Origin of the sequence: Myxococcus sp. CA040A (assembly GCF_013336725.1) — a bacterium.
Lineage (GTDB): Bacteria > Myxococcota > Myxococcia > Myxococcales > Myxococcaceae > Myxococcus > Myxococcus llanfairpwllgwyngyllgogerychwyrndrobwllllantysiliogogogochensis.
The window spans coordinates 1,003,126-1,027,935 of the sequence record NZ_JABUMR010000003.1; the positions used below are offsets into that span (position 1 = coordinate 1,003,126).

Sequence of the window (24,810 nt, forward strand, 5' to 3'; positions counted from 1 at the left end):
TTGCGGGCCTGTGCGTCGTGCTCCCGTGCCGTCGCGCGAGGTGTGGCATGAGCTTCGGCTTCCCGTGGGGATTGCTCGCCCTGGGCGCGCTGGTGCCCCTCGTGGCGGCGTACTTCCTGCGGCGTCGGCAAAAGCCGGTCGTGGTGAGTGCGTTGTTCCTGTGGCGCACGCCGCGTCCCCGCGCGGAGGCAGGACCTCGCTGGGAGCGCTTCACGCGGGAGGCCTCGCTGCTGTTGGAGGCGCTCGCGGTCATCGCGGCGGCGCTGTACCTCGCGGATGTGCGCCTGGGCGAGACGGCGCGGACGAAGCACCTGGTGCTGGTGGTGGACGGAAGCCTGTCCATGTCCGCGCGAGGGCCGGATGGCGTGACGGTGCTGGAACTCGCACGCCGCGAGGCCGCGAAGCGGGTGGAAGACGAAGCCGCCACGCGAGTGACGGTGCTGGCCACCGGGCTGAGTCCGCGTGTCGTCGCGGGTCCGGAAGCAGAGCCGTCCCGCGCCCTGGCGGCGCTCGAGTCCTTCCAGTCTCGAGGCGCGGACCACGACCCGATGCCCACGCTCCTGTGGGCCCAGGAACTCGCGGGAGCGGGCAAACACGTGGCCTTCTTCACCGACGCCGCCCCCGTGGAGGGACTGGTCATCCCAGCCCCCGTGCGGTGGACGGCGCTGGGCACCGCGCGCGAAAACGTGGCGTTCGTCTCCGCGCAGCGCAAGGACGATGGCGGCACGGCGACCGTGACGCTGCGAGTGGCCCGCTTCGGCGCGGGCCCTGAGTCCGTGTCCGTACGGCTGCGCGCGCTCCCAGGTGCCGACGCGAAGCAAGGCACGGAGCGCGTGGAGAAGGTCTCGCTCCAAGACGAGGGCTCCGCCACGGTGCGCCTCACCTTCCAGAACGCGGGCGACGTCGAGGTCTCCCTGCCGGACGACGCGCTGCTCGAAGACGGTCAGGCCCGGCTCACGGCCTCTCCGACACGGCCCCTCGCGGTGAGTCTGGCCCAGGGCCTGGGTCCGCTCGAACGTGACGCCCTGGAGCGCTTCCTCGCGGCCTCCCCCGACGTGGCACGAGACGGCGCCGCGGGCGAAACATTGCTCATGGGCCCACGAGGCACGGATGCAAAGGTGACGGTGGGCGCGACGGGAAAGGTGCGCACCTTCGTGGGGCCCTTCTTCTCCGAGAAGGGACACCCGTTGCTGGACGACGTACAGCTCGCGGGCGTGAGGTGGTCGGCGGGAGAGAATCCCCCGGGGCATCCCCTCATCACGGCGGGTGACGCGGTGCTGGTCTCCGAGGAGGACGACGGACGGCTGCACCTCAACGTGGACCTGTCTCGCTCCAACGTGCAGCGCGTGTCCGCCTGGCCCGTGTTGCTGGGCAATGTGGTGCGAGAGTCGCGTCGCGCCCGCGAGGGCTTCGTCCGACGACAGCTCACCCTGGGCGAGCCGCTCCAACTGGTGACACTGCCCGGGAAGCGCTACACGCTGACGGGCCCGAGTGGAAGCAAGCCGGTGTTCGGCGCGGGCGCGGTGAGCCTTCCTCCCCCTGCCATGCCGGGGCGCTACGTCCTGGAACGCGATGACGCGGAGGTGGTGGACGCGGCGGAAGTCCTCGCATTGGACGCACGCGAGTCGGACCTGCGGGGACGTGGCCGCGCGGACGTGCCGGCGCGTGAATCGGGAGGCGACGAGGCGCGCGCGAATGCCTCGGACCGGGCGCGCTGGCCGCTGGTGTTGTTGCTCCTCGCGCTGGTGGGAGATTTCTACGTCACGAGGCGGGTGTCATGACCTTCTCCCTCCCCCAGGCGTGGGTGCTGTTGCTGCCGCTGGGCCTCTTCCTCTGGAAGTTCGGCCGGCGGCCCGGTCCGCCCATGTGGCTGCGGGCGGCGCTGCTGGTGCTGACCGTGGGTGCGCTCTCGGGGCCGGAGTTGCGGCGGGCCGACGCGGGCAGCGACGTGGTGGTGGTGGTGGACCGTTCCGCCTCGATGCCTCGGGACATCGACCGCACCGCGCAGGAACTCGTCTCCCATCTGGAGTCACAGCGCCGACCCGGTGACAGGGTGGGCGTCATCGTCTTCGGCCGTGAGCCCCGGGTGGAGCAACCCCTGTCCTCGGGCGGAGCCTTCGGCGGCTTCACCCGTCCAGTGGATGCGGAGTCGTCGGACCTGTCCGCCGCGCTCGATGCCGCCAACGCCCTCATCCCCCAGGAGCGCACCGGCCGGGTGCTCGTCCTCTCCGATGGCCGCGCCACGGGCACGGATGCACGAGGCTCCGCGCGAAGACTCGCGGCCCGGGGAATCGCCGTGGACTGGCGCCAGCTCGCGCGGCCCGAGCCTCCGCTCGATGTCGCCGTCGTCTCGTTGGACGTGCCGACCGCCGTGTCCTCCCGCGAGCCCTTCCAGTTCTCCGCCAGCGTGTACGCCTCCTCGGCGGTGACGGGCACGGTGCGACTGGAGCGCAATGGCCGCGTGCTGGTGAAGGGCCCCTTCGATTTCCAGCCCGGCCCCAACGTCCTCCCGCTGAGGGACCTCATCGAGGAGCCCGGCCTCGCGCGCTACCAGCTCACTGTCGAAGTCCCGGGAGACGGCGTGGTGGAGAACGACAAGGGGCTCGCGGTCCTGCGAGTCGAAGGACCCCGCCGCGTGTTGCTGGTGACGAACCAGCCCAAGGGCACCCTCGCGAAGGCGCTCGAAGCGACGGGGCTGGTGCTGGAGGTCCGCGCGCCCTTCCGCCTCACCCTCGATGACCTGGACGGCGTGGGCTCCGTCGTCCTGGAGAACGTGGACGCGAACACCCTGGGCGAGCCGGGCCTCAACGCGCTCGCGGCCTACGTGGAGCAAGCGGGAGGGGGGCTCGTGATGACGGGAGGGCGTGAGAGCTTCGGCGAAGGGGGTTATCGCCGCTCACCCGTGGAGCCGCTGCTGCCCGTGTCGCTGGAGATGCGAGAGGAGCAGCGGCGCGCGTCCATCGCCATCAGCATCCTGATGGACTGCTCCTGCTCCATGGGCGCCACGGTGCCCGACGGCCGCACGAAGATGGAGGTCGCCGCCGAGGGTGTCGTGGCCGCGCTCACGCTGCTCAATCCCCAGGACGAAGCCTCCGTGCACATGGTGGACACGGAGACCCATGAAATCTTCCCCCTTCGCTCGGTGCAGGCGGGCCTGCCGTACGACAAGGTGGCGAAGGGCTTCAGCGGCGGCGGTGGCATCTACGTGGGCGAAGCGCTGCGCACGGGGCGCAAGCAGATTTTCAAGAGCGAGAAGCCCACCCGCCATGTCCTCCTCTTCTCCGACGCGGCCGACTCCGAGGAGCCGGACGACTACCGTCGCACCCTGTCGGAGCTGCAGGGCGAGGGCGTGACGGTGTCCGTCATCGGCCTGGGAACGCCGAAGGACGTGGACGCGGCGCTGCTGAAGGAAGTGGCCCAGCGCGGCGGCGGGCGCATCTACTTCGCGGAGGACGCGATGAGCCTCCCGCGCATCTTCAGCCAGGAGACGCTCGCCGTCGCGCGCGCGACGTTCATCGACGAGCCCGTCTCGATAGAGGCCGCGCCGGACCTGCCTCTCCTGGGGAAGCTGCCCTCCGAGGGACTGCCCCAGGTGGGCGGCTACAACCTCACCTATCTGAGACCCCGGGCCAGCGTGGCATTGCGCACGCTCGACACGCATGCCGCGCCCCTGCTCGCGATGTGGCCGCGCGGCGCGGGACGCACGGTGGCCTTCACCGCGGAGGTGGATGGCCCGTTCACCGGCGAGCTGCGCCAGTGGGGTTCGCTGCGCGCGACGCTGGAGGCGATGGTGCGCTGGACGCTGGCGGGCAGCTCTCCCCTGGGAGAAGCGGTGGTGCGCTCGGAGCGGCGCGGTCACCTGCTGCGCGTGACGTTGGACCTGCCTCCGGACGAGCCGCTGCCCGCGACGTTGCCCACGCTGATGTTGCTGTCTGGCGACGGGACGTCCGCGCCCACCGAGCATCCGATGCGCTGGGAGGAAGACGACCGGCTGGTGGCGGAGCTCCCGCTGGAAGGAAGCGGCACGTGGCACCCGGTGGTGCGAGTGGGCACGCGCGCCCTGCGTGCGCCACCCGTCGCGCTGCCGTATGCCCCTGAGTTCGAGCCGGGAAGTCCCAAGGAAGGACTCGTGCTGCTGCGAGCCGTCGCCGCCGTGGGAGGGGGCGTGGAGCGCCTGTCCATGACGGGCCTCTTCGAGGAAGCCCCCGAGTCGGAGGGACACCTGGCCCTGGCTCCGTGGTTGGTGGCGCTGGCCGTGGCCGTGCTGCTGTCGGAGGTGGCCGTGCGCCGCTTCCTCTCGGCGCCTCGGCAGCGCGTGAAGGCTCGAGCCGTGTCGGAGGTGTCCGTGGCGGGGAGCGTGCTGGCGCCGTCGTCTCCCGCGCCCTCCACGGTGACTTCCGTGACGTCGGCCCCAGCGGCTCCCGAGGCGGGGCCCCGCGCTCCCGAAGGTGAAGCGAAGCCGAAAGAGGGCGGCGTGGACTCCGCGTTGGAGGCCGCGCGCGCCCGCTCTCGTCGTCGACTGGACCGGTGAGTGGCGGCTAGAGGTACGGCGTGCCGCTCACCGGGTTGCCCAGCTCGTTCTGGAGCGTGATGCGGATGGAGGAACTCACCGGCCACCGCCACGTGTACTGGAACACGTCGGACAGGTTGACGTTCGCGGCGCGGCTGGCCGCGAGCACGAAGTTGTCCGCGGACGAGTACGGGCTCGTCACGCTGCCCAGCTGCTCGACCTTGCGCCAGAGCTGGAAGATGAAGCTCCAGTTGTGGACGCTCTTGAGCTTCAGCACGAAGGACGCGAACAGGTCCGTGGTGTCGAACCCTCCGATGCCCTGCCTCACCAGCAGCGTGTTGGCCCAGTCATGCTTGAAGCAGCGGGTGCTCCCCGGGCTGATGGGCGTGCTGGTGGCGCCCGCCGTGCCGCAGGCCACGTCGGCCTGGTACGCGGTCATCAGGTTCTTGACGTTGGTGTAGAGGGTGGTGTGGCTGGAGGACACGGGCAGCCCGTAGTACTCCATGGCCAGAAAGCGATTCAGCACCGCGTAGCCGGTCACCATGGCGTGGCCGTAGTTGCCATTGTTGGACGCGAGCTGGGGCCCGTAGAACCAGAAGTTGCGACCCAGCTCGTAGAAGCCGACCTGGTTGTGCTTGCCCGCGGCGGCATCGGTGCAGATGTTCAGCTGGAACAGGTCGAACTTGAACTCGATGCCATGCGTGCCGAGGTCACCGCAGGCAGGGTCGGAAGCGCTCCCACAGCCCGTCGCGACGCCCGAGGGGAGGATGGCGAGGCTGTCCGTGCCCTGGTAGTTGCGGCCCGAGCCAGGCGTCCGGCCGGTCATGTCCTGGTAGAAGGTGTAGCCATTGTCCAGCCCGTCGACCACGAGCTTGATCTGCGACACCGTGCAGGTCGTCACATCGGGGGTGTGCAGCGTGACCTTCTGGCCCTTCCAGATGTAGAGCGTGTGCTGGGCGCCCGGCTGTGAGGTGTACGTCCCCCGGCGTTGGCAGTACCAGGAATAGGGGTCGCTGAAGGTCTGGTAGGCGGCCTGATAGATGTTGGAGTTCGGGTGCTGCGTCAGACAGGCCTGGGTGAGGTCCATGGACAGGTACTGCCCATTCTTGTAGCAAGACCAGCCAAAGGCATTCTGCTGCGTCAGCGTGGAGAAGGCGCCTGCGCCGTACTGCCAGGCGCAATACGCATTGAGGTTCATGCCCGGCAGGTTCAGGGTGGCCAGGGCGCTCCCCGGCGCGGCCACTCCCAATACCAACAGCGCGGCGCCGCCAGCATTACGACATGAGCGAGCAATCGCGGAGCGCCAGGCGCCCCACGGATGGGTCTGAGTCATTTCGGTGGTTCCCCCTCTACGGATGTGGCACGGGCCGCCCCCGACCTGGAGGTGTCATCACGATGAGGAGGGCGGCCCGCTCCCTATGAAGCTCACAGGGTAAAGAAGAGATACACGGAAAGAATGGGTGCCACAACTGGGTCAAAAAAATTCCCCCCTACCAGAATATGGGAATGGCTCTTTCGAGGTATGAGGCGCCAATGACGTCTGCACGTTGGGGGCGCCTGGGACTCACGCTGGCGCTCCTCGTACTTGCCCTCCAGGCCGCGCGCCTGGCGTTGCACAAGGGCTTCAGCATCGACGAGTTCCAGTACGCGCACGCGGCCTGGCTCGTGTCGAAAGGGCAGGTGCCCTACCGGGACTTCTTCGAGGTCCACTTCCCGCTTGTCTATCAAGGGCTGGCGCCGCTGTTCTGGCTCGTGGGGGATGCGCCTCGGGGTGTGCTCGCGCTGCGTCTGGCGATGCTCGTACCGCTGGCGGGTGCGTGTGTCTCGGTGGCCGTGCTCAATCGACGCGAGGGCCGCGTGTCGATGTGGCTGGCTCCGGTGTTGTTGTTGGCGCTGACGCCTTTCACGCGCTTCGCGGTGGAGATTCGTCCGGACGCATTGGCCTGTGCCTTGTTCCTGGGAGGGCTCGCCGCGTTGTCGGTGCGGCCCGGCACCCGGGGGTTCGGCTTCGTGGCGGGGGTGTTGTTCTCCGCCGCGTTCTGGTCCTCGCAGAAGGTGTTGTTTCACGGCGGCGTGGTGGGCGCGGTGCTCGCGGTGGATATCGTCTGGCGGCGGGGCAGGGGACCGGCGCTCGTGGCTCGGCCCGTCGCGTTTCTCGCGGGCGCGGGGGTGGGGCTCGCGGCGGTGGCGTCGTATCTGACGGTGACGGGCTCGTGGGGCGCCTGGTGGCAGTGGTGCTTCGCGTGGGCCGCGGAGCATCAGCGGCACTACCCCGGCTTCTCGTGGCGGGACTATCTGCTGCCCATGGTTCGCGAGCAGCCCTGGCTCTTCGCGTTGGCGGTGCTGGGGTTCCTCGTCACCGTGCGCGCGTGGTGGCGTTCGGGCGCGGAGCGCTGGGGGAGCGCGGACCTGTCGTTGCTGCTCGCGGTGCTGGCGACGTTTGGCTCGTATGCGCTCCAGCGCGCGCCGTTTCCGTACAGCCTGCTGCCCTTCCTGGGAGTGCTCGCGCCGTTCATGGCGCGAGGCACGGTGGCAATCTTCAGCGGCTGGAGTACGCCCTTGCCGCGAGTCGTCGCGGCCCTGGCGCTCGGAGTGTTGCTCTGTCTTCAGCTCTGGAGGCTGGAAGCCCTGGTGGACGGAGGGGGCAATGCCAGACAGCGAGACGTGCTCGCGCGCATCGCCATGCTCACCGGGCCCGAGGACGTCGTCTACGACAACTCGGGGGGCTATGTGAGCCGGCCACACGCCCACTTCTATTTCTACACGGATGCCTATCTACGGGGCTCCATCCCGGACGTGCTGGCGCGCGAGGTGCCCCAGGCCTTGGTGGAACGCGGCTGTGTGCTGCGCGTGGATGACCTGCGGACGTCGGGATTGCCGCCGTCGCTGCGAGGCTTCCTCGACACGTATTACCAGCCCTACGACGGAGACCTGTTCCTGTGGGGGCAGCGGTACGACGTGTCCCCTGGGAGCGCGCTGGAGGACCGCTTCCTGGCGGTGAGTGATGGGCGCTACTTCGTCGAGCCCGCGTCGATGCTGGAGTCAGGCGCGCTGTTCGTCGACGGGGCCCGCGTCACGGAGGCGGAGCTCACCCTGTCGCGAGGTGAGCACACCGTGCGGTACGAGGGCCCCGAGGGGCGCTTGCACCTCCTGTGGCTCCCGCGTGACGGTCAGCGATGGGTGCCGCGTCCCGAGGCGAAACCCACCTACTCGCGCCTGTTCTGAGCCGCGCGTCGGTGCCTCCGAGAAGAACGCTCGGAGGACACCTGCGACACGGACGCTTCGCTACGGCGCGCAGGGCGCCTGACCGCCGGCGCGCTTGTAGGCGCTCACGCGGTTGGACAGGTTGCCGTTGTCGGTCTCCGGCGAGGTCTGCCGGCCTTCACCCGCGCCGAAGGAGAAGCCGACCGAGTGCGCGGCGGCGAGCTCCGACGTGTGCGAGAAGAAGTAGTCCACGCGGTTGTCCTTCCACCGCTCGTTGGTGTTCGGCAGGTTCATGTTGCCCACCGGGAGCTGCCACCAGAAGTTCGGTTTGTTGAGTCGCTCGGAGATGGCGCTCGCCCAGGTGAACGCCTGACGGAAGTGGGGCAGGGTGGTGTTGTTCGCGTCCCACCACGTGTCCTCGCCGATGCTGTCGTAGAAGCCCGCGTCACGGTCCGACGCCTCCACGACGATGAAGTCCGTGTCCGCCGCGCCGAGCTTCAACAGGAAGTCGGCCACCTTGCGCGCTTCACCGGCGATGTCGAAGGACGCGTTGGTGTTGAGGTACACGTCCGTGCGCGTCGACCAGGGGCTGGCGTGCAGGCTCACCTTCGCGTTGGGTGCGTACTTGCGAGCCATCGCAATCATGCACCGGCTCACGCCCACGGCGTTGTTGGCCATCCCCGAGCAGTCCGTGGCGTTGGCGCTCGCCACCTGCGCGGGCACCGTGGCCGGGTCTCCATTGGAGAAGAACTGGAGATAGCCCCAGAGGTCCGGCTCGAGGTGCAGCAGCGCGGGCTCGCTGCCCACCTGCTGCAACGTGAAGCGATAGTCCGCGAAGTAGCGCCGCATGATGGCCACGTCGTTGAGCGCCTGGAGCTGCTGCTCGCCCTCGCCCGCGGGCCCGACGCCGCCCAGGAGCTGCTGGTAGTAGGTGATGAAGGGAAGCTGCTGGCGCCCCTTCGCCCCGGACACGTGGCCGCGCACGTAGGCACCTGGCGGATCCGACACGTCCTGCCAGCAGCCCCACCACGCGCATGCCGCGCCCGCGCAGGAGGTGCCGGACGTGGTGCAGCCCGTCGTGCAGGACGTGCACACGTTCGTCGAGTCGACCAGCCCGCTGGCGACGTACAGGTAGTGCACATCGAAGGGCGCGCCCGCCGCCGTGCCAGGCTCCATCTGCGCGCCGACGAGCAGCCGGTTCTTCCCCAGGGACGCGAGGAACGTCTCGCCCATGCACCCGGTACCGACAGGGCCACCGTCCGGCGTCCCGCCGCCACCGTCCGGTATGCCATTGCCGCCGTCTGGGGTGTTGGTGCCGTCCGTGCCCGAGTCGGAGCAGCCTCCCAGCACGAGCAGGCAGAGGGTGAGCGGAGCGAGTCGCTTCAGCCACGTCGAAGTGTGCATGCGCATGACGACAGTCACGCTACCTCGCCACGCCCTGCACGGCTCAAGGGCCTGGGACTCCGGGACAGGGGGCCGTCCTGACTGCTTCCTCGCTCGACATCCAGCCTCGCGATAACAATCTGTTAATCTTTCAATTCAAGAAATTCTTGAAACTCGGTATTCGCGCCGACTACACGTCAGGGTTCCCCCCTGCCGAGCCCGCCGGGTGGTCTGGGCTTCCTCGCGGGCGCGGCACATCCCCTCGAGGCCGTGATGAAGACGCGACTGTGGTGGCTGGTGGTGCCCGCGTTGCTGGCGGTTGGCTGTGGTCCTGTCGACGACGGACAGGGCGAGGTCATCGACGAGCTGACCGGGCAGGTGCTCCAGGAAGCCACGGTGAAGTACGACATGCACCGGCTCCTGGAGGACACGCATCTGTTGGGGCATCAGTGGATTACCACCGAGCAGGTGCAGGCGTTCCTGACGCAGCAGGGCTCGTACCTGGCAACGTACAAGGACCCGGCCTTCAGCAACAAGACGGCGGCGGCGCTCATCGTCGAGCGCTCCAAGGCGTACAACATCAGCCCGCTGTACATGCTGGCGCGCATCCAGGTGGAGTCGAGCCTGGTGCAGAGCGGCACCTCCACCAACCTGGCGAAGGCCACCGGCTGTGGCTGTCCGGACAGCAGCGGGTGTGACGCGCAATACACGGGCTTCGGAAAGCAGATTGAGTGTTCGGCGAAGAAGCTGCGCGGCTACTTCACGGACCTGGATGCGGGGCGGACCACCGTGTCTGGCTGGAAGGTGGGGACGACGAAGGCGTCGTTGGACCCGTGCTCCATCAAGCCGACCAACAAGGCCACTGCGGCGCTGTACACGTACACGCCCTGGGTGGGCGCGTACGCGACGCAGTGTGGCCGCACCACGGTGGGCGGCTCGTCGCTGGTGGCGGTCATCTACCACCGGTACGCGGACGGCGGCTTCAACTGGGACGCGCCGACGACGTCGGGCTGCGTGTCGGAGACGGCGGGCACGACGGTGCCGAACCTGGGCTGCGTGCAGAGCTCGTCGGACGCGGTGTGGCGGCAGTGCGTGTCCGGTGTCTTCACCGCGGGCACCACGACGAAGCCCACCAACTGCACCCAGTCGTGGCCGTGGTGCTCCTCCGCCACGCTGGGCCGCACGGTGCCCGCGCGCACGTGCGTGCAGTCCTCGTCGGACCAGCAGTGGAGCCAGTGCGGCGTGGGCGGCGCGTGGGTGAGCTCGCCCATGGCGCCCAACAGCGGCGCGGGCCCCGTGGGCGCGTGCTTCGAGATGTACTGGCTGTAAGCCCGCGGCGTCAGTACTCGTTGGTCCAGATGAGGTCCAGACCACCCGAGCGCGCGTCGCCGTACTGGCCCTCCAGACTCCAGCGCGGTCCGAACTGGTATTCGAACCGGACCGCGTTGGAGTTCTCTCCCTGCTGGATGTTGGCGCCCACGCGTCCGGTGTAGCCGACGTAGATTTTGTCGGTGACGTAGGTGCCCACCTCCAGCTTGGTGCCGGCGATGCCCGCGCCGCCGGCTTCAATCGAAATCACGTCCAGCGGCAGCTTCGCGGCCAGGGCCTTGCGCGCCTCGTTGGCGACGAGCGAGCCCACCACGGAAGCGGCCTGGGCGCTGGCCGTCATCGACGCGCCGGAGCCGCGCTCCAGCGTGCGGCGGCCGGTGGCGAGCAGCGTGTAGATTTCGGACTCGGGCAGCGGCGGCTCGCTGGTGGGCTTCAGGGTGATGTCCCGGCCCTGGCCTCGAATGGTGACGAACACCGTGATGTTGGCGCTGTCGTTGCGGTGCTCGGCGGTGACGTTGATGTACGGGACGGTGGGCGGCCCGGTGAAGCTCACGATGCTGTCGCGCTGCACGTCGAAGCGCCGGCCCAGCACGTCCACCCGTCCGCGCAGCACGCGCACCTGTCCGAAGAGGCGCGCCACGTCGGTGTATTCGACGCGGAAGTCCTCCGACAGCCCCAGCTCCACGTTGACGTCAGAGCCCTTCACCCAGATGTTGCGCGGCGCATTCACGTTCACCCAGTACGCGCGCCCGGGTGGCGTCTCGCCCGGCTCCAGGTCCTCCGCGGAGTCGGCCACGGGAGGAGGCTCGGTGGAGGGCTGCTGGTTCGGCTCGGGCGCGCCCGGTGAGGGCTGCTGCTGTTGCCTGCGCTTGCGCCGCTCGATGGGCGTGCCGTTGCGCACCAGCACCACGTCACTGGGCCGCTCCAGGTCCTGGAGGTCCTTGCGTTTGACTTCCGGCAGCTCGATGGTGGCCTCGGGGATGGAGACGTTGCGCAGGTTGACGAGCCGTTCGGACAGCGTGCCCTCCACCTTCGCGCGCATGCTCAGCACGGCGATGAGCTGGTCGTCGAAGACGATGGGGAAGTCGCGAGCCATCAGCGGGTAGGGTTTCCCCGCGGGGCTGTTCAGCTCGTACTCGCCATTCTGGGTGCGAGTGGCCGTCAGCGGCGCGTCGAGCCACAGCGTGCCGCCTCCGGCCTTGGCGGACAGCGTGTTGATGGCCAGCGCCTCGCGACTGGCTTCCAGCGCGAGCTGGATTTCGCGGTACTCGCCCAGGCCCATCAGCCCGAGCTTGCCGTCCTTCCACGAAAGCGAACCCTGGAACGTGGGCACGGCGGGAGTGCCCGCCAGCTTCGCGTCCGCCTGAATCAGCCCGCCCACGCTGCGCAGCATCTCCACCGCGCCAGAGAGGAAGGAGGGGTCGAAGTCGCGCGCCTTGAGCGTCACGTCCAGCGGCGCGCGGGAGGTGTCGAGGCCGCGCTGAATCGCGGGCAGGGACACGTCCAGCTCCACGCCTCCTTCCACCATCAAGGTGCCGCCCGCCGGCGCGGTGAGGAGCACGTCGAAGGCGGAGCGAGCGTTCTGGTAGCCGTAGTGCAGGCGCGCCTGTCCCAAGGCCAGCTCGCCCATGCCCAGCTTCTGTACGCCGGCGGTGAGCTCCATGCGAGGCGTGTCCAGCGTGCCGCGCGCGGCCAACTCCACCGACAGCTCGCCCTGGATGCCCTTGGACGCGGCGCTCGCCTTCTGCGCGGCGGCGCCTGTCGCGCGGGCCTTCGCCACGCCGGGCAGATGCTGGAGAGCGACCGGCCCCAGGCGGCCCTTGAGCTGGAAGGGAATGTGTCCGTAGACCTCCTGGTCCTGCAGCGCGCCCAGCGGAGCGTCCAGCGTCACGTCGAGCTGCGCCAGCGGCCCCTCGTCCCGCTGCGCCGCCAGCGTCACCTTCACGTCCTGGTCATCGCCCACCACGCCGAGCTGTCCGTTCACCGGAGGAAGGCCGTACGCGGTGAGGCCCACGGCCTTCACGCTCAGGCGGGCCTGCGGCACCAGCGCGGAGCCGGAGAGGAACAGCTGCGCGGACACGGTGCCCGCGGGCTTCTGCAGACCATTGACGCCCTCGAACTGCGCCAGGGACAGGTCCGCGACGCGGGCCTCCAGGTCCACCGAGGCCGAGAGGAGGTCGTCCGCCTTGGGGGGACGTGCCAGCATCCCGCCCAGGGTGAAGGGTGTGTGCAGCACCACGTACGTCTGGGTGCCCAGCCCCTGCACGTCCAGGCGCGCGTCCAGGGTGGCGTCCTCGCGGTCCGACGCCGCGCGCAGTTCGAAATCCAGCGGCTGCTTCAGCGCGAAGCCCGGAGGCGGCGCGGCGTAGTTCAGCTTCTGGCCGCGCAGCACGAAGTCCAGCCGGGGCTCGCGCGCGGTGCCGTCGATGCGCAGCTCTCCGGCCACCATGCCGCTCACCGGCTCCGTGCGTCCGAGGAGCTTCATCACCCCGGCGAGGTCCAGGTCATCCAGGTCGACCTTGAGGGAGAGCGCGTCCTTGCGCCGCTTCAGCACGCCCTGCACCGGCACGTCGAAGTCCGCGACGACCTTCGCCACCGGCAGCCCCGCCGACAGCGTGCCCGTGGCGCGGTCCTTCACGTAGCGCCCGTCGAGCGCCACCTGGAGGTTCTCGTAGCCGCTCACCCGTCCGTCCTGCCAGCGCAGCTTCGTCTCCGCGTCCGGCCGGGGCAACCTGCCCTTCGCGGTGACGAAGCCCGACACCGTGCCGCCCAGGCCCAGCGACTCCGGGATGACGATGCGGGGCAGCAGCGTGAGGTCCACCGCCTCCAGGTCCACGCGCGCCGTCAGTTGCTCGTTGGCGAGCGAGCCGCGCACCGCCAGCGACTGCGCCCCCGACGCGAGCTTCAGCGCGGGCTCCACCTCCATGCGTCCGCCGCCGAAGCCCACGTGCGTGGGGGCCTGGAGCTTCCAGGTGGCCTCCGGCCACGAGAGCACCAGCGCCTGGACTTCCAATCCCTGGTTGTCCTCATCCACCAGCCCGTTCAGCGCCAGGCCGAGCGTCGCGCCCCCCAGGGCCTTCACGCTGACCTCCAGGTGACGCTCGTGCGTGGTGATGGTGGCGGACACGTCCTGGAAGGAGCGCTCGCCCGAACGCAGCTCACCCATCACCAGCGTGGCGTCCGTGGTGAGGGGGCGGGTGATGTCCGGCACCTCGGCCTGGAGCGTGAGGTTCCTCACCGCGAAGTCCCCATAGGAGAGCGAGGTGAAGTTGCCGTGGGCGACGACGCCCGGCGCGCGCACGGGCCCTTCCACGCGGAACTCCAGCGTGCCGCTGCCAGACAGCGGAGGCACGGTGCCAGGCAGCAGCCGGGTCAGCGCGTCGGACAGCATGGCGAGGTTGCCCGCCGTCAGGCCGCCGTCCACGCGAATCGCCTCGGTGGTGCCTTCGCCCTTGGCCTGAAGCGACGCGCCCGGCACCAGCACCAGCAGGCGCGACAGCGTGTAGCGGCCGTCCTTCGCGCGGGCATGCAGCTCCACGGGCCCCAGCGGCTGACCCCGGAAGCGCGAGGGCGACACGGTGAGGTCCACCTCGCCGTCGAGGGTCTCCAGGCTGGTGCCGCCGCCCTTCGCGGACAGGTCCGCGGAGAGGCTCGTCTTTGGCCCTTCCTTCACCAGCGCGGACAGGTCCACGTCGCGAGCCTTCACGGAGACGCCGGTGGAGCGCATCCGCTCCAGGTCCAGGTCGCCCTTCACGTCCAGCTTCGCGTCCGCGGCCGTCCCCTGGAGGTCCACCTGAGCCAGCTCGCCGTCGATGCCCGCCTTGCCCGCGAGGTTCACCGGTACCAGCAGCGGCCAGGTGGGCAGCACGCCGCGCGTCAGCTCCGGCGGCACGGTGAGGCGCCGCACGTCCACGTCCGCCTTCAGGGTGCCCGGGGGCTGGCCGGGCGGAGTCTCGGGAGGAAGTCGCGCCGTGGCGCTCGCGTCCAACAGCAGCCCCGCGAGGTCCAGGTCCACGTCGGCGTTGAGCGCGCCCTCCTCGCCGCCGCCCTTCAATGCCAGCCGCAGGGGCCCCTTCGCGGGCAGCGCGAGCGCGCCGGTGGACTCCAGCGTCGCGCCGAAGCCCTGCGTCGCCGCCGCGTAGTGGCCGGACGCCTTCGCGTCGAAGTCTTCCAGGCGCACGTGTCGCTCGCCGCCTTCTTCCAGCTCCTGCCTGAAGTCGACGTAGCCGTCCTCGAGCTCCAACTCGTGCAGCTCCACCCGCAGCTTGCCGCGCGGAGAGGGCGGCTCCTCGGGCTTGGGCACGCGAGGCGCGATGGCCCGGGCGAGGTTCAACCCGCGCTCGTCCTGGGCCAGATAGAGGCGCGGCTTCTCCACGCGCACGTCCGTGAGTTCCACCTGCTGGTGGATGAGGCCGCCCAGGCGCACGCGCGCCTCGACGCGCGCGATTTCCGCCACCAGCTCACCCTCCGGGTCATACAGCTTCACGCCGGTGAGGACGGCGCCCGGTGGTGCCAGGTCCAGCCCTCCGACTTCCAGCCGACCGGAGAACTGCTCATTGGCCAGATGGAGGCCCTTGCGGATGAGCCAGCCCTCACCCGGTGACGACGTCGCCCAGAGGAGCACGCCCAGCACGGCGACCACTCCCAGGCACACGACGCCGAGCAGGCCCCACAGCAGTCGTCGTGCCCAGCGTCGCCCTCTCAAAACGCCTCTCCAATCGACAGGTGCAGCGCGCACTGACCGTCAGGCGCTCCCGCGAAGGTGGCCCCGCGAGACGTGGGGCCGTCGGGCTTCCACTTGCTGCCAATGCCGAAGCAGCCTCCAGAGGTCGGATAGATGTACCCCGGGGTGGCGACGGGCAATCCCTGGCCCAGATTCAGTCGGCGCGCGATGTCCAGGCGCACCGGCCCCACCACCGTGAGGTAGCGCAGGCCCACGCCCACCGCGTGGTAGTGGTCGGGACCGAACAGTCGCGGCGAGTCGCTCGAGTCGAAGCCCTCCACGCCCACCAGCCCCGTGTCCCAGAACGCCGCGAGCACGATGCTGGTGGAAATCTGGTAGCGCAGCTCCACCGTCGTCTCGAAGAGGCTGTTGCCGCCCACCGGCACCGTCTCCCACTCCTCCGTCTGTGTCGTCTCCGGCACCCCGTCCCCGTCGGTGTCCTCCTCCTTGGCCAGCGCCGCCAGGGGCGACAGGCGCTGGCCGTTGAAGCCGCGCATGGAGGTGGCGCCACCGGAGAAGAAGCGCGTGACGATGGAACTCTGTGAGCCACCCGCGGGGTTGAGCGTGCCCATCCGCAGCTTCGCCGCCAGCACCACGCGCTTGTCCTCGTCGAACGAGTGGTAGAAGCGCAGGTCCGGCAGCAGACGGATGTAGTTGAAGTCGCCGAAGAAGATGCTGCCGCCCTTCTGCACGGACAGGCTCAGGTAGTAGCCATCCCGAGGCTCCACCGGGTCATCCCGCCGGTCCCACGCGAAGGCCACCTCCAGGAAGCTCAGCGCCACGTCACACTGGATGGTGTCCTCGCCGCAGCCCAGCACGACGGGCGGCACGCGCGAGTCCGCGCTCACCCGACCCGACAGCCGATAGATTTGGAGGTTGTAGGAGGGGAAGACGGAGAAGTTGCGGTGCGGCTGCCAGATGACGCCCGTCTGCAACCTGCCGCCATAGAAGTCGTAGGCCTGCTCCAGGCCCTTCTCCAGCGTCAGGGACGTCTGCTGGCGCAAATCCCGGAAGAGGAACCGCGGCTGCTCGTACTCTCCCGTTATCTCGAAGACGGGTCCCTGCTTCGACGGCGACAGGACGTGGGGGATGAACGCGTAGCCGGCGCGGCCTCGCACGGTGACGCGGCGCAGACCACCCAGGAAGTTGCGGTTGGTCCACTCCCCCAGCACGCGCGCTTCCTGGCGGGCCGCGTCCACGCCGATGCCGCCGCCCAGACGCACCGAGCGGAACGGCGCCTCGCGCACGTCCACCACGACGGGCACCGTGGCTGACTCCCGGTCTGGCGCCCCGCGGTTCACCTTCACCGCGCCGAACACGCCCATGCGGAACACGCGGGCCTGGGCCTCCGCCAGCGCCGTCTCGCTGTACCAGTCCCCCTTCTTCAGCGCGCCCTGCACCTGCTCGATGATGCGGCGCGGCGGCACCTGGGGATTGGCGTCCGTCGCGACGAACGTGTTGCCGAAGCGGTAGCGCAGCCCCGGCTTCACGTCCAACCGCACCCGGGCCTTCCGGGTGTCCACGTCCACCTGCACCTCGCCCGACACCTCTGCTTCCGCGTACCCCAGCTCGCGCAGCTGCTCCTGGACCCGGGCCTTGGCCTCCTCCCAGGGCGCCTCGCGGAAGATGTCGCCTTCCTTGAGGGGCAGCTCGGACTTCACCCGCTCGTGGTGTTCCTTGCGGTGCTCCTCCGGCAGCGTCTGGAGGCCCTCCACCTGGATTTCGCTGATGCGCGTGGGCTCGCCCTCGCTCACCTGCACCTCCAGCTCCACCTCGTTCTTGCCCTTGGGCTTCACCGCGCTGTCCACCACCTCCGCCTGGTAGAAGCCCTGGGCCTGGTAGTAGCGCTCGATGCGGCGCAGGTCCGCCTGCCACGCATTGGGGTCGAAGTAGTGGGGGCTGCCGAAGGGCCAGAACGCCCACCACGGGGTCTCCGAGGTGAGGATGCGGTCCTTGATGTCCCCCTGTTTCACCTGCTTCGTGCCCTCGATTTCCAGCCGGGAGACCTTGGGCCCCGGGGGCGGGGTGGACGTGGTGGCGCACGCCGCGACGCTCAGGAGCGCGGCGACAGTGGCGAGGCGAAGGAGTCGGAGCAGGTCAACGGCCACGGACTGTTCATACCCGGAAGGCAAGCGCCTGACGCGTCTCCTGTCGGACGCCCCCATCCCTTTGTCGCATTCCAACGTCTCGTCGGCGGTTCCTGTCGGCTGGTCCTTGCTGGATACACACGGAGACGTGCAAGCCGCGCCAAGGTGCGCCAGATTGGGGGCCATGCTCCTGTCCCGGCGAATCAGAGTCTTGGTGTTCTGCGTGGTGTCGGCGCTCGCCACCGCCTGCGGCGTGGATGACGACGAAGTCGTGCGCGTGAAGGAGGGCGAGAGCCTCGCCGACGCCGAGTACTGCGGCTCGTTCGGCTGCGACCAGCTCAACGAGTTCTGCGCCGAGGTCTTCCTGGAATTCGGTCGCTCGCCGCCCATCTGCATCACCGAGGACGTGTGCGAACGGCTGGAGTGCGCCAACACCAACCGCCGCTGCGCCATCTTCGATGGCTTCCCCGGTCAGGTGAAGTGCATCAAGTAAGCGGCGCGAGTTGAGTGGAGCCACGCCCGGGAGGACGTCCCCGGGCGAGCGGAGTCCGGCCTTCAGCGCCGGGCGGACGCGGTGAGCCAGGCCAGCTTCTCGGCCGCTTCCCGCGTGGTCGAATCCGACATCAGCGCGCCCACGTCCTGGGTGATGCGGTACGCCCAGTTCGAGTCGCTCATGGAGCCCGGCAGGTTGATGCGGTCCCGGGTGCCGAGCACGTCCTGCCAGGGCAGCACGCACAAGTCACTGCTCGCGTTGAGCGCCGAGGCCAGCAGGCCCCGGTGTACCTCCGGGGTGAACTCGCGCGTCACCGTCACGCCCTTGAGCTCCGGCCAGGCGCGCGCGGCGGCCTGACGCTCGTCGTCGCGGGCGCCCTCCCACCACTCGGCCATCGTGTCGGTGTCATGGGTGCCTGTCGTGACGAGGGACACGGGGGGGAACTGGTGCGGGTCGCGGTAGACGCTGTCGTCTCGCTCCCAGCGCATCACCCGGTAGCCGGGCAGCTTCAGCTCCGCGAGGATGTGGCGGACGAAGGGAGGAATCACGCCCAGGTCCTCGGCGACGATGCCCGCGCCCTCCGAGAGCAGCTCGAAGTGCTTGCGGCCCAGCCGCTTGTGGCTCTCCTCGTCCGGCGGCGTGAAGCGCCCGGTGGGCGTCTTCTCGTCGCGAATCCACTGACGGAAGTAGCCCACCGCGTGGTCCACGCGGCGCAAGTCGTAATAGCTGGCCGCCTTCTTCGCGCGCGCCTTCAGCCAGGCGTAGTCGTCCTTCTGCATGGCGACGAAGTCGAAGTAGGGCAGGCCCCAGTCCTGGCCGGTGGCGGAGAAGTCGTCCGGCGGTACGCCCAGCCGCGCGTCGCGACGGAGGATGGTGGGGTTGGCCCAGCAGTCCGCGCTGTCCTGGCCGATGATGAAGGGCTCGTCGCCGCACAGGAGCACGTCCTGGGCCTTGGCCCTGGCGCGCGCCGCGTCCCACTGCTGCTCGGCCACCCACTGGAGCCAGGCGTGGTAGCGCACCCGGCGCTCCAGCTCGGTGGCCTTCGCGCGCAGGGCCTCGGGCTGGCGCGTGCGCAGGCCCTCCGGCCACTCCCACCACGCGCGGCGCTGCTCCTGCTCGCTGATGGCGGTGAAGAGGGCGTAGGTCTCCAGCCAGTCCGCCTGGGCCTCGCGCCACTGGTGGAAGGCGCGGGCGCGCTCGGACTGGCGGGACTGGTGCTGCTCCTCGAAGGTGTCGAAGGCGCGCGCGAAGGCGGCGTCCTTGAGGGGGAAGACCAGGTCGTAGCGGACGCGGGGCGCGGAGCGGGCCTCGGCCAGCTGCCGGCGCTGCTCCTCGGAGAACGCGCCCTCGCCGCCGGAGGTGATGAACTCCGGCAGGGCGTGCAGGTCGATGAAGAGCGGGTTGAGTCCGAAGGCCGAGCGGGTGGCGTAGGGGCTGGAGTCTCCAGGCGCGGTGGGCAGCAGCGGCAGCAGCATCAAGAGACGCTGGCGCGCGACCTTCATCCAGGAGAACAGGCCATCCAGCGCGCCGAAGTCGCCGATGCCGAAATCCGTCGGGGCGCGGAGTGAGAACAGCGGAAGCAGGAGACCGGAGAGCCGGCCGGGGGTGGACATGGTGCGGCGCAATCTGCACCACCCCTGCCCCGGAGTGAACTGGTCCCGTGACAGGAAATGCGCGGCGGGTTTTCGCTGGAGGACGGATTCACCTTCCCCGGCGCACCCGTCTGTTGGCCGGTACAATCCTGGGGTGAGCGTGACTGTCTTGCCCCTTTCCTTCTATGCGCGGCCGGCCCTGGTGGTGGCGCGGGAGCTGCTCGGGACCCTCCTCGTGGTGCGAGACGCCACCGGACTTCGTCGGGTGGGGCGCATCGTGGAGACGGAGGCGTACATCGGTGAACACGACCTGGCCTGTCACGCGGCCAAGGGGCTCACCCCGCGCACGGAGGTGATGTTCGGGCCCCCGGGGCGGGCGTACATGTACCTCATCTACGGCATGCACCACTGCTTCAACGTCGTCACGGACGCGCCCGGGGTGGGGGCCGCGGTGCTGGTGCGCGCGGTGGAGCCGGTGGAGGGCCTGGAGGCCGGAGCGCGCACGGACGGGCCCGGCAAGCTGTGCAAGGCCCTGGGGTTGACCTTGACGCACAACCGGATGGACCTGGCCTCCCCCGGGCTGCACCTGCTGCCGGGGGTGGACATCGCCGAGGCGCGGGTGGAGCGCGGGCCGCGCATCGGCGTGGACTACGCGGGGGCGTGGGCCCAGGAGCCCTTCCGACTCTGGGTCCGGGACAGTCAACACGTCAGCAAGCGGCCGGCGACGAGGGCTCGTAACCGGCCTTGACGAAGGCGCTTCCGGCTGGTTGGGTGCGCCCCGCCATGCCTGACGAGGTCGCCACGGAAGATGATCGCCAGCTCCTCGCCCGCGCGCAGGATGGGGACATGTCCGCCTTCGAGGCCCTGGTGGAGTCCCACCAGGACAAGGTGTACGGTCTCGCCCTGCGGATGACCCGCTCGGAGGCGGACGCCGCCGAAATCACCCAGGACACCTTCCTGTCGGCCTACCAACATCTCAAGGATTTTCGCGGGGATGCGGCCTTCGGCTCGTGGGTGCACCGGATAGCGGCCAACCATGCGCTGATGCGCCTGCGCCACCGCCGGGTGACGCAGGCCGCCGAGGCGGAGCTCCAGGGGCCGGAATTCACCCCCCGGGGTACGCTCGCGGACTACCCGGTGTCCGACTGGAGCCGGGACGCCGAGGAGAAGGCGCTGGACGCCGAGCTGGGGCAGGCCATCCGACAAGCGGCGGACAGGCTGCCTGAGGGGTATCGTGAGGTCTTCCTCTTGAAAGACGTGGACGGCCTCAGTTACGAACAGATTGCAGAGGTGACGGGGGATTCCATTCCCGCCATCAAGAGCCGCCTGCACCGGGCTCGTCTCGCGCTCCGGGAGGCCATTGACGCCTTCTACAACCGGGACAATCGCGGGCCGTGAAACGCAACTGGGGGGCTCCGCATCTTCCGAAGCGAGGACGAGGGCGTGCCGCAGCCAGCCGAGGTTCGGATGTACACCTGTAAAGACTCAATCAACCTCCTGCTGGAATACCTCGAGGGCGAGATGTCGCCCGAGGAGTCGCGCCACCTTCAGGAGCACCTGTCGGGGTGCTCGCCCTGTGAGGAGTTCTTGAACACGTACCGGGCGACGCCCAGTCTGTGCAAGCGCGCGCTGGCGGCGAGGATGCCGAAGGAGGTCAGCTCCAAGCTGACGGAGTTCCTTCGCACCAAAATCAAGTCCGCCTCGTGAACCTGAAGCAACTGTCGCTGCCGGAGCTGGCGGAGGCGCTCGCGCCCTTCTCCCCGTCCCCCACCGCGGTCCGCAAGGTGTTCGCCGCCGTCTTCGCCCACGGGCTCGGCTCGGTGGAGGAAGTGGCGCGCTCGCCGCAGGTCCCCCGGCGGGTGGCCGACCACCTGAAGGCCCACGCCGAGATGCCCAGCCTCCAGGTGGTGGAGCGGCGTCGGGCGGACGACGGCTTCGTGAAGTACCTCTTCGACTCGCCCCTGGGCGGGCGGATTGAGGCCGTCCGGATTCCCATCTTCGATGAGAAGTACGTCGTCTGCGTGTCCAGCCAGGTGGGCTGCGCGCTGGCGTGCGACTTCTGCATGACGGGGAAGTTGGGTTTCAAACGGAACCTCCAGACCTGGGAGATTCTGGACCAGGTGCTTCAGGTGAGGGCGGAGGCGGACCGGCCGGTGCGGGGTGTGGTGTTCATGGGGATGGGGGAGCCGCTGCTCAACTACAAGGAGACGTTGCGAGCGGCGGGCATCCTGTCGAATCCGGCGGGCTTCTCGATTTCGGGGCAGTCCATCACCTTCTCCACGGCGGGGCATGTGCCGGCGATTCGGCGCTACACGCGGGAGGGGCATCCGTACCGGCTGGCCTTCTCGGTGACGAGCGCGATTCCGGAGAAGCGGATGAAGGTGCTTCCGATTGAGAAGACGCATCCGTTGCCGGAGTTGATTGAGGCGATTCGCGAGTACAGCCAGGTGCGGCGCGAGCGGGCGATGATTGCCTATGTGGCGATTCGCGGGTTCAACCTGGAGCGGGAGGACGCGGAGGCGTTGAAGGTGGCCTTCGAGGGGATTCCCATCAAGGTGGACCTCATCGACGTGACGGACCCGACGGGGAAGTACGAGCCGCCCACGGCGGAGGAGCTGAGCGCGTTCCGTGATTACTTGCAGATCCTGAAGGCGCCGGTGGCGCGGCGGTATTCAGGGGGCAAGGAGATTGGGGCGGCGTGCGGCACGTTGGCGGCGACGCAGTACGGGGGCACGGTGATGCCGGCGCCCGTGTCCGAGTCGACTTCGACCACCACGTGACAATCGGCCCTGTCGGACGAGCCGAGGGTGCGGGGTGGGGCGGGTAGGGTGCGTGGGTTTCCGGGGCCCTCCGGCTGGTGCCAAGGCATTCAGGGAGCAGGCCATCCGGTGACGGAGGCGCGTACCCGTGTCCCTGCTCTCGGAGTTCAAGCAGTTCGCCCTGAAGGGCAACGTGGTGGACCTGGCGGTGGCGGTGGTGATGGGGAACGCGTTCTCCGCCATTGTGACCGCGGTGGTGGCGGACCTGGTGATGCCAGTGGTCGGCGCGGTGCTGCCTGGAGGTGACTGGCGCAACGCGACGGCAACGCCCCTGAACCTGCGGCTGGGGCACCTGCTGGGCGCGGTGCTCGACTTCCTCATCATCGCGTCGGTGCTGTTCATCGTGGTGGCGAAGGTGGGGCAGGCGTGGGCGAAGCGCGGGAAGAAGGGTGAGCCCGCGCCGGTCGCGACGAAGGTGTGCCCGGAGTGCCGTGAGACGATTCCGGTGGAGGCCCGGCGGTGCCGGGCGTGTACTTCGGTGTTGGTGACGGTGTGAAGTGATTGCGGGTGCTTCACACCGGACGACCGGCTTCACGGAGCCTGGCGGCTGGGCTTCTTGGCGCGATTTCGACTTCCCTTGGTGCTTCGTGGCTTTTTGGCGAGGTCTGACTGTCGCGGCACCCACCCGGGGGATTCGGAGTCGTACCACTCCTGCTTTCTGAGCCAGTCGTCGAAGCGAAGGAAGAGGGTCCTGGGGCCGTCCATGGTCTCTCGCTCGGCGAGGAAGGTCTCGAGGGTGTCGAGCAGGAAGGCGACGTTCTCGGGCTTCTCTTCCGTGGGGTCGAACTTCGGGTGACCCGATTTGCGTGCCAGGAGAACCACGAGCCATGACCAACCGAAGTTGGACCCACTGTCGACCTTGACGATCAGCCACTCACGAAATCCGAAAAGGAGCCCACCACCCCACGCGGCGTCGAATCCATGAACGAAGTTGGCGCAGGCGTCAGAACTTGGGTGTGCGAGATACATCTTCGGAAACTTTCTGACGTGGTTCAGGACATCGGGTAGGTGTGAGGGATTGCGCCGAGGAGAAGCCGAGGACGTACTCTTCTTGCTGTTGCCTCGGCGATGTGGAGTGGATGGCGGCACGGTGGGAGTTTCCCAGGATGCGGTGAAAGGTGTACTCGGCGCGAGTGTTCCAGGGCGTCGGAGGTGCTAGTGGAGTGTCTTGATTCCAGTCATCCAGAGGGCTGAAGAGTACAGTCGTCATCCCTGTGCGGCCATCGAGCCATGCGACGTAGATTCAAGGGTAATTGTATTCGGGTCTCACGGTTCGGATTCCTGGCGCTGTGATTCATTGAACTCCTCTCCTCTGATTCGTGCTCGATCAAAGGCGACAACGGCAGCGCAGATGTCGCGTGGGTAGGCAACCAGCCCCCCCCCTCGTGAATATGTCCGGGACGGGGTTGACTATCTGCAAATTATTGGTGAGTTTGACGGAGGATTGAGCAGTGGTCAGGACTCCTTCGTTCTAAAAAGTGACCTCGTAGAGCCCTGTTTAAATGGTGTTGATGGAAGTGATGATCGAGTGAACCAAGGCTTCTCCCAAAGAGTATTCGTGAGAGCTTCCGGCATCAGTTCGTAGGATGCACCCTGTGTCAGGGAGTCAGTGCGAGGTATTCGAGTGCGAAAGCCGCTGTGTCTTCTTGGACGCCCAAGGCGAGGGCCTCGCGAAGGAGCGCCGCGCACGAACGAGCATCATCGTACGGGATTCGTTCACCGGGGGCCCGCCTGTTCAGATTGAGCAGGACGACCAGGATGCGTACCGCAGTCTCCCTCAGTCCGGACTCGTTGTGGATGCAAAGACTGGGGAGTGCTCTCGCGAGACGTATCCGGTCCCAACTCCGCATCGTGAATGCCATCAAGAGCGCATTCACGAGTTGACGCGTCGACCCGTCACGTTGCTCGACGATGTTCATCACGAAGTCGAAGCCTTCGGCCTTCAGCGAGGTGAATTCATCTTGGACTGGATAAGGAAGGCTGCCAGCCCTGGCCCGTTCCGCCTTGAGTCGTCGCCAGGGGTTCTTGGGGGTGTTCATGGTGACGCCTGGATGCACCTGTCGGGCCACGTGACATTCTCGGGTGCCCGCGACTCCCATCAGCGTAGCAGGAGCGGCTCGAGGAACGCACCCAGCTCGTCGTCCGTCAGGTCCCCTCGAAGCATCAACTCCACACCCGCGCGGGGGAGTATGCTCACCGGTGCAACGAGCACTGGTTGCTGGAGCGCTACGACTTCCTCTCGCTGAGTCGGGCCCGTCAGGAGTTGATGCAGAAGCAGGCGCCCCGATCATTACCAACTTGGTGTTTCAATAATTCGACGCGGTGCAGACGCAGATAAGACCACCTGACGGATTGGAACCGCCAGGTGGTGAGTGAAGCAGTTTCTGATGTCCTTGAAGGGGATTCGCGCATCCCTTCCTGGGTCATGAAGCTACTTCCGGCCTTTTTGAATGATCCTTTCTTCCAGGTCCTTATGTCGAATCGATTCCTGGTCAGAGCGCACTTCCGTGAGGATGAATCGAGACCTGACAGCCGTGACGATGCCGAGGTTCTCCTCTGCCAGGGCTTTCTCCGATTCTGTCATGGGTTGAACCTCCAGCGTGACGCGAGGGCCAAATTGCTCAAGCAAGACCTCCATCAAGGTGTTCAGGTCGACGGTCAAGAGTATCT

18 protein-coding genes are annotated in these 24,810 nt (G+C 68.4%); 10 read left to right on the forward strand and 8 right to left on the reverse strand.

Annotation, left to right across the window (positions count from 1 at the left end; genetic code table 11):
- The first annotated feature begins 47 nt into the window (after window positions 1-47).
- Both HUA75_RS16200 and HUA75_RS16205 read left to right on the forward strand, forming a co-directional pair.
- On the forward strand, window positions 48-1,781 hold the full coding sequence (locus tag HUA75_RS16200) for a BatA and WFA domain-containing protein (protein WP_174486893.1): 1,734 nt from the start codon (window positions 48-50) through the stop codon (window positions 1,779-1,781).
- Complete coding sequence (locus tag HUA75_RS16205) at window positions 1,778-4,531, forward strand: VWA domain-containing protein (RefSeq protein ID WP_174486894.1); 2,754 nt, start codon at window positions 1,778-1,780, stop codon at window positions 4,529-4,531. The genes HUA75_RS16200 and HUA75_RS16205 overlap by 4 nt, the downstream gene beginning before the upstream one ends.
- 7 nt (window positions 4,532-4,538) lie before the next feature.
- Here HUA75_RS16205 and HUA75_RS16210 read toward each other — a convergent pair whose 3' ends face one another.
- Window positions 4,539-5,843 carry a calcium-binding protein gene (locus HUA75_RS16210; protein ID WP_254623598.1) on the reverse strand — a complete coding sequence of 435 codons (1,305 nt, stop codon included), beginning with the start codon at window positions 5,841-5,843 and terminating at the stop codon, window positions 4,539-4,541.
- A gap of 200 nt (window positions 5,844-6,043) precedes the next feature.
- Between HUA75_RS16210 and HUA75_RS16215 the strand changes: the two genes are divergently transcribed.
- On the forward strand, window positions 6,044-7,735 hold the full coding sequence (locus tag HUA75_RS16215; protein ID WP_174486895.1) for a hypothetical protein: 1,692 nt from the start codon (window positions 6,044-6,046) through the stop codon (window positions 7,733-7,735).
- 60 nt (window positions 7,736-7,795) lie between these two features.
- Here HUA75_RS16215 and HUA75_RS16220 read toward each other — a convergent pair whose 3' ends face one another.
- Window positions 7,796-9,124 carry a hypothetical protein gene (locus HUA75_RS16220; protein ID WP_174486896.1) on the reverse strand — a complete coding sequence of 443 codons (1,329 nt, stop codon included), beginning with the start codon at window positions 9,122-9,124 and terminating at the stop codon, window positions 7,796-7,798.
- Between the two features lie 246 nt (window positions 9,125-9,370).
- On the opposite strand from HUA75_RS16220, the gene HUA75_RS16225 reads away from it, so the two are divergent.
- A complete protein-coding gene (locus HUA75_RS16225) occupies window positions 9,371-10,426 on the forward strand; it encodes a hypothetical protein (protein ID WP_174486897.1) in 1,056 nt (351 codons plus the stop codon).
- Between the two features lie 10 nt (window positions 10,427-10,436).
- Here the strand turns inward: HUA75_RS16225 and HUA75_RS16230 are convergent, their stop codons facing one another.
- Together HUA75_RS16230 and HUA75_RS16235 are read right to left on the reverse strand one after the other, a co-directional pair.
- On the reverse strand, window positions 10,437-15,131 hold the full coding sequence (locus tag HUA75_RS16230) for a translocation/assembly module TamB domain-containing protein (RefSeq protein WP_141640548.1): 4,695 nt from the start codon (window positions 15,129-15,131) through the stop codon (window positions 10,437-10,439).
- Complete coding sequence (locus tag HUA75_RS16235) at window positions 15,128-17,257, reverse strand: outer membrane protein assembly factor (RefSeq protein ID WP_371746122.1); 2,130 nt, start codon at window positions 17,255-17,257, stop codon at window positions 15,128-15,130. The genes HUA75_RS16230 and HUA75_RS16235 overlap by 4 nt, the downstream gene beginning before the upstream one ends.
- Before the next feature lie 193 nt (window positions 17,258-17,450).
- On the opposite strand from HUA75_RS16235, the gene HUA75_RS16240 reads away from it, so the two are divergent.
- On the forward strand, window positions 17,451-17,729 hold the full coding sequence (locus HUA75_RS16240; protein WP_371746123.1) for a hypothetical protein: 279 nt from the start codon (window positions 17,451-17,453) through the stop codon (window positions 17,727-17,729).
- Between the two features lie 62 nt (window positions 17,730-17,791).
- Here HUA75_RS16240 and HUA75_RS16245 read toward each other — a convergent pair whose 3' ends face one another.
- Window positions 17,792-19,342 carry a 4-alpha-glucanotransferase gene (locus HUA75_RS16245; RefSeq protein ID WP_141640551.1) on the reverse strand — a complete coding sequence of 517 codons (1,551 nt, stop codon included), beginning with the start codon at window positions 19,340-19,342 and terminating at the stop codon, window positions 17,792-17,794.
- 139 nt (window positions 19,343-19,481) lie between these two features.
- Between HUA75_RS16245 and HUA75_RS16250 the strand changes: the two genes are divergently transcribed.
- From HUA75_RS16250 to mscL, 5 genes are all read left to right on the forward strand, one after another.
- On the forward strand, window positions 19,482-20,069 hold the full coding sequence (locus HUA75_RS16250) for a DNA-3-methyladenine glycosylase (protein WP_174487048.1): 588 nt from the start codon (window positions 19,482-19,484) through the stop codon (window positions 20,067-20,069).
- Between the two features lie 35 nt (window positions 20,070-20,104).
- Window positions 20,105-20,719 carry an RNA polymerase sigma factor gene (locus tag HUA75_RS16255; protein WP_174486899.1) on the forward strand — a complete coding sequence of 205 codons (615 nt, stop codon included), beginning with the start codon at window positions 20,105-20,107 and terminating at the stop codon, window positions 20,717-20,719.
- Between the two features lie 69 nt (window positions 20,720-20,788).
- Window positions 20,789-21,028 (forward strand): anti-sigma factor, encoded by a 240-nt coding sequence (locus tag HUA75_RS16260; RefSeq protein WP_141640579.1) that lies wholly within the window; start codon window positions 20,789-20,791, stop codon window positions 21,026-21,028.
- Window positions 21,025-22,101, forward strand: coding sequence for a radical SAM protein (locus tag HUA75_RS16265; protein ID WP_174475921.1), 1,077 nt, complete (start codon window positions 21,025-21,027; stop codon window positions 22,099-22,101). Before HUA75_RS16260 ends, HUA75_RS16265 begins: the two co-directional genes overlap by 4 nt.
- A gap of 127 nt (window positions 22,102-22,228) precedes the next feature.
- Entirely contained in the window at window positions 22,229-22,636 is a 408-nt protein-coding gene (mscL, locus tag HUA75_RS16270) for a large conductance mechanosensitive channel protein MscL (RefSeq protein ID WP_217446086.1), read from the forward strand.
- 35 nt (window positions 22,637-22,671) lie between these two features.
- Here the strand turns inward: mscL and HUA75_RS16275 are convergent, their stop codons facing one another.
- The 3 genes from HUA75_RS16275 to HUA75_RS16285 all read right to left on the reverse strand — a co-directional run bounded on the left by HUA75_RS16275 (window position 22,672) and on the right by HUA75_RS16285 (window position 24,802).
- The gene (locus HUA75_RS16275; protein ID WP_174486900.1) at window positions 22,672-23,109 is read right to left on the reverse strand and encodes a hypothetical protein; all 438 of its coding nucleotides are present in this window, start codon (window positions 23,107-23,109) and stop codon (window positions 22,672-22,674) included.
- A gap of 629 nt (window positions 23,110-23,738) precedes the next feature.
- Window positions 23,739-24,179 carry a hypothetical protein gene (locus tag HUA75_RS16280; RefSeq protein WP_174486901.1) on the reverse strand — a complete coding sequence of 147 codons (441 nt, stop codon included), beginning with the start codon at window positions 24,177-24,179 and terminating at the stop codon, window positions 23,739-23,741.
- A 392-nt stretch (window positions 24,180-24,571) separates the two neighbouring features.
- Window positions 24,572-24,802 carry a hypothetical protein gene (locus HUA75_RS16285; RefSeq protein ID WP_174486902.1) on the reverse strand — a complete coding sequence of 77 codons (231 nt, stop codon included), beginning with the start codon at window positions 24,800-24,802 and terminating at the stop codon, window positions 24,572-24,574.
- Between the last annotated feature and the right edge of the window lie 8 nt (window positions 24,803-24,810).

Excerpts from the sequence above, each read along its gene's own strand:
- HUA75_RS16200 (WP_174486893.1), top strand. The coding sequence starts at position 48 with ATGAGCTTCGGCTTCCCGTGGGGATTGCTCGCCCTGGGCGCGCTGGTG.
- HUA75_RS16205 (WP_174486894.1), top strand. The coding sequence starts at position 1,778 with ATGACCTTCTCCCTCCCCCAGGCGTGGGTGCTGTTGCTGCCGCTGGGC.
- HUA75_RS16210 (WP_254623598.1), bottom strand. The coding sequence starts at position 5,843 with ATGACTCAGACCCATCCGTGGGGCGCCTGGCGCTCCGCGATTGCTCGC.
- HUA75_RS16215 (WP_174486895.1), top strand. The coding sequence starts at position 6,044 with ATGACGTCTGCACGTTGGGGGCGCCTGGGACTCACGCTGGCGCTCCTC.
- HUA75_RS16220 (WP_174486896.1), bottom strand. The coding sequence starts at position 9,124 with ATGCGCATGCACACTTCGACGTGGCTGAAGCGACTCGCTCCGCTCACC.
- HUA75_RS16225 (WP_174486897.1), top strand. The coding sequence starts at position 9,371 with ATGAAGACGCGACTGTGGTGGCTGGTGGTGCCCGCGTTGCTGGCGGTT.
- HUA75_RS16245 (WP_141640551.1), bottom strand. The coding sequence starts at position 19,342 with ATGTCCACCCCCGGCCGGCTCTCCGGTCTCCTGCTTCCGCTGTTCTCA.
- HUA75_RS16255 (WP_174486899.1), top strand. The coding sequence starts at position 20,105 with ATGCCTGACGAGGTCGCCACGGAAGATGATCGCCAGCTCCTCGCCCGC.
- HUA75_RS16260 (WP_141640579.1), top strand. The coding sequence starts at position 20,789 with ATGTACACCTGTAAAGACTCAATCAACCTCCTGCTGGAATACCTCGAG.
- HUA75_RS16275 (WP_174486900.1), bottom strand. The coding sequence starts at position 23,109 with ATGTATCTCGCACACCCAAGTTCTGACGCCTGCGCCAACTTCGTTCAT.
- HUA75_RS16280 (WP_174486901.1), bottom strand. The coding sequence starts at position 24,179 with ATGAACACCCCCAAGAACCCCTGGCGACGACTCAAGGCGGAACGGGCC.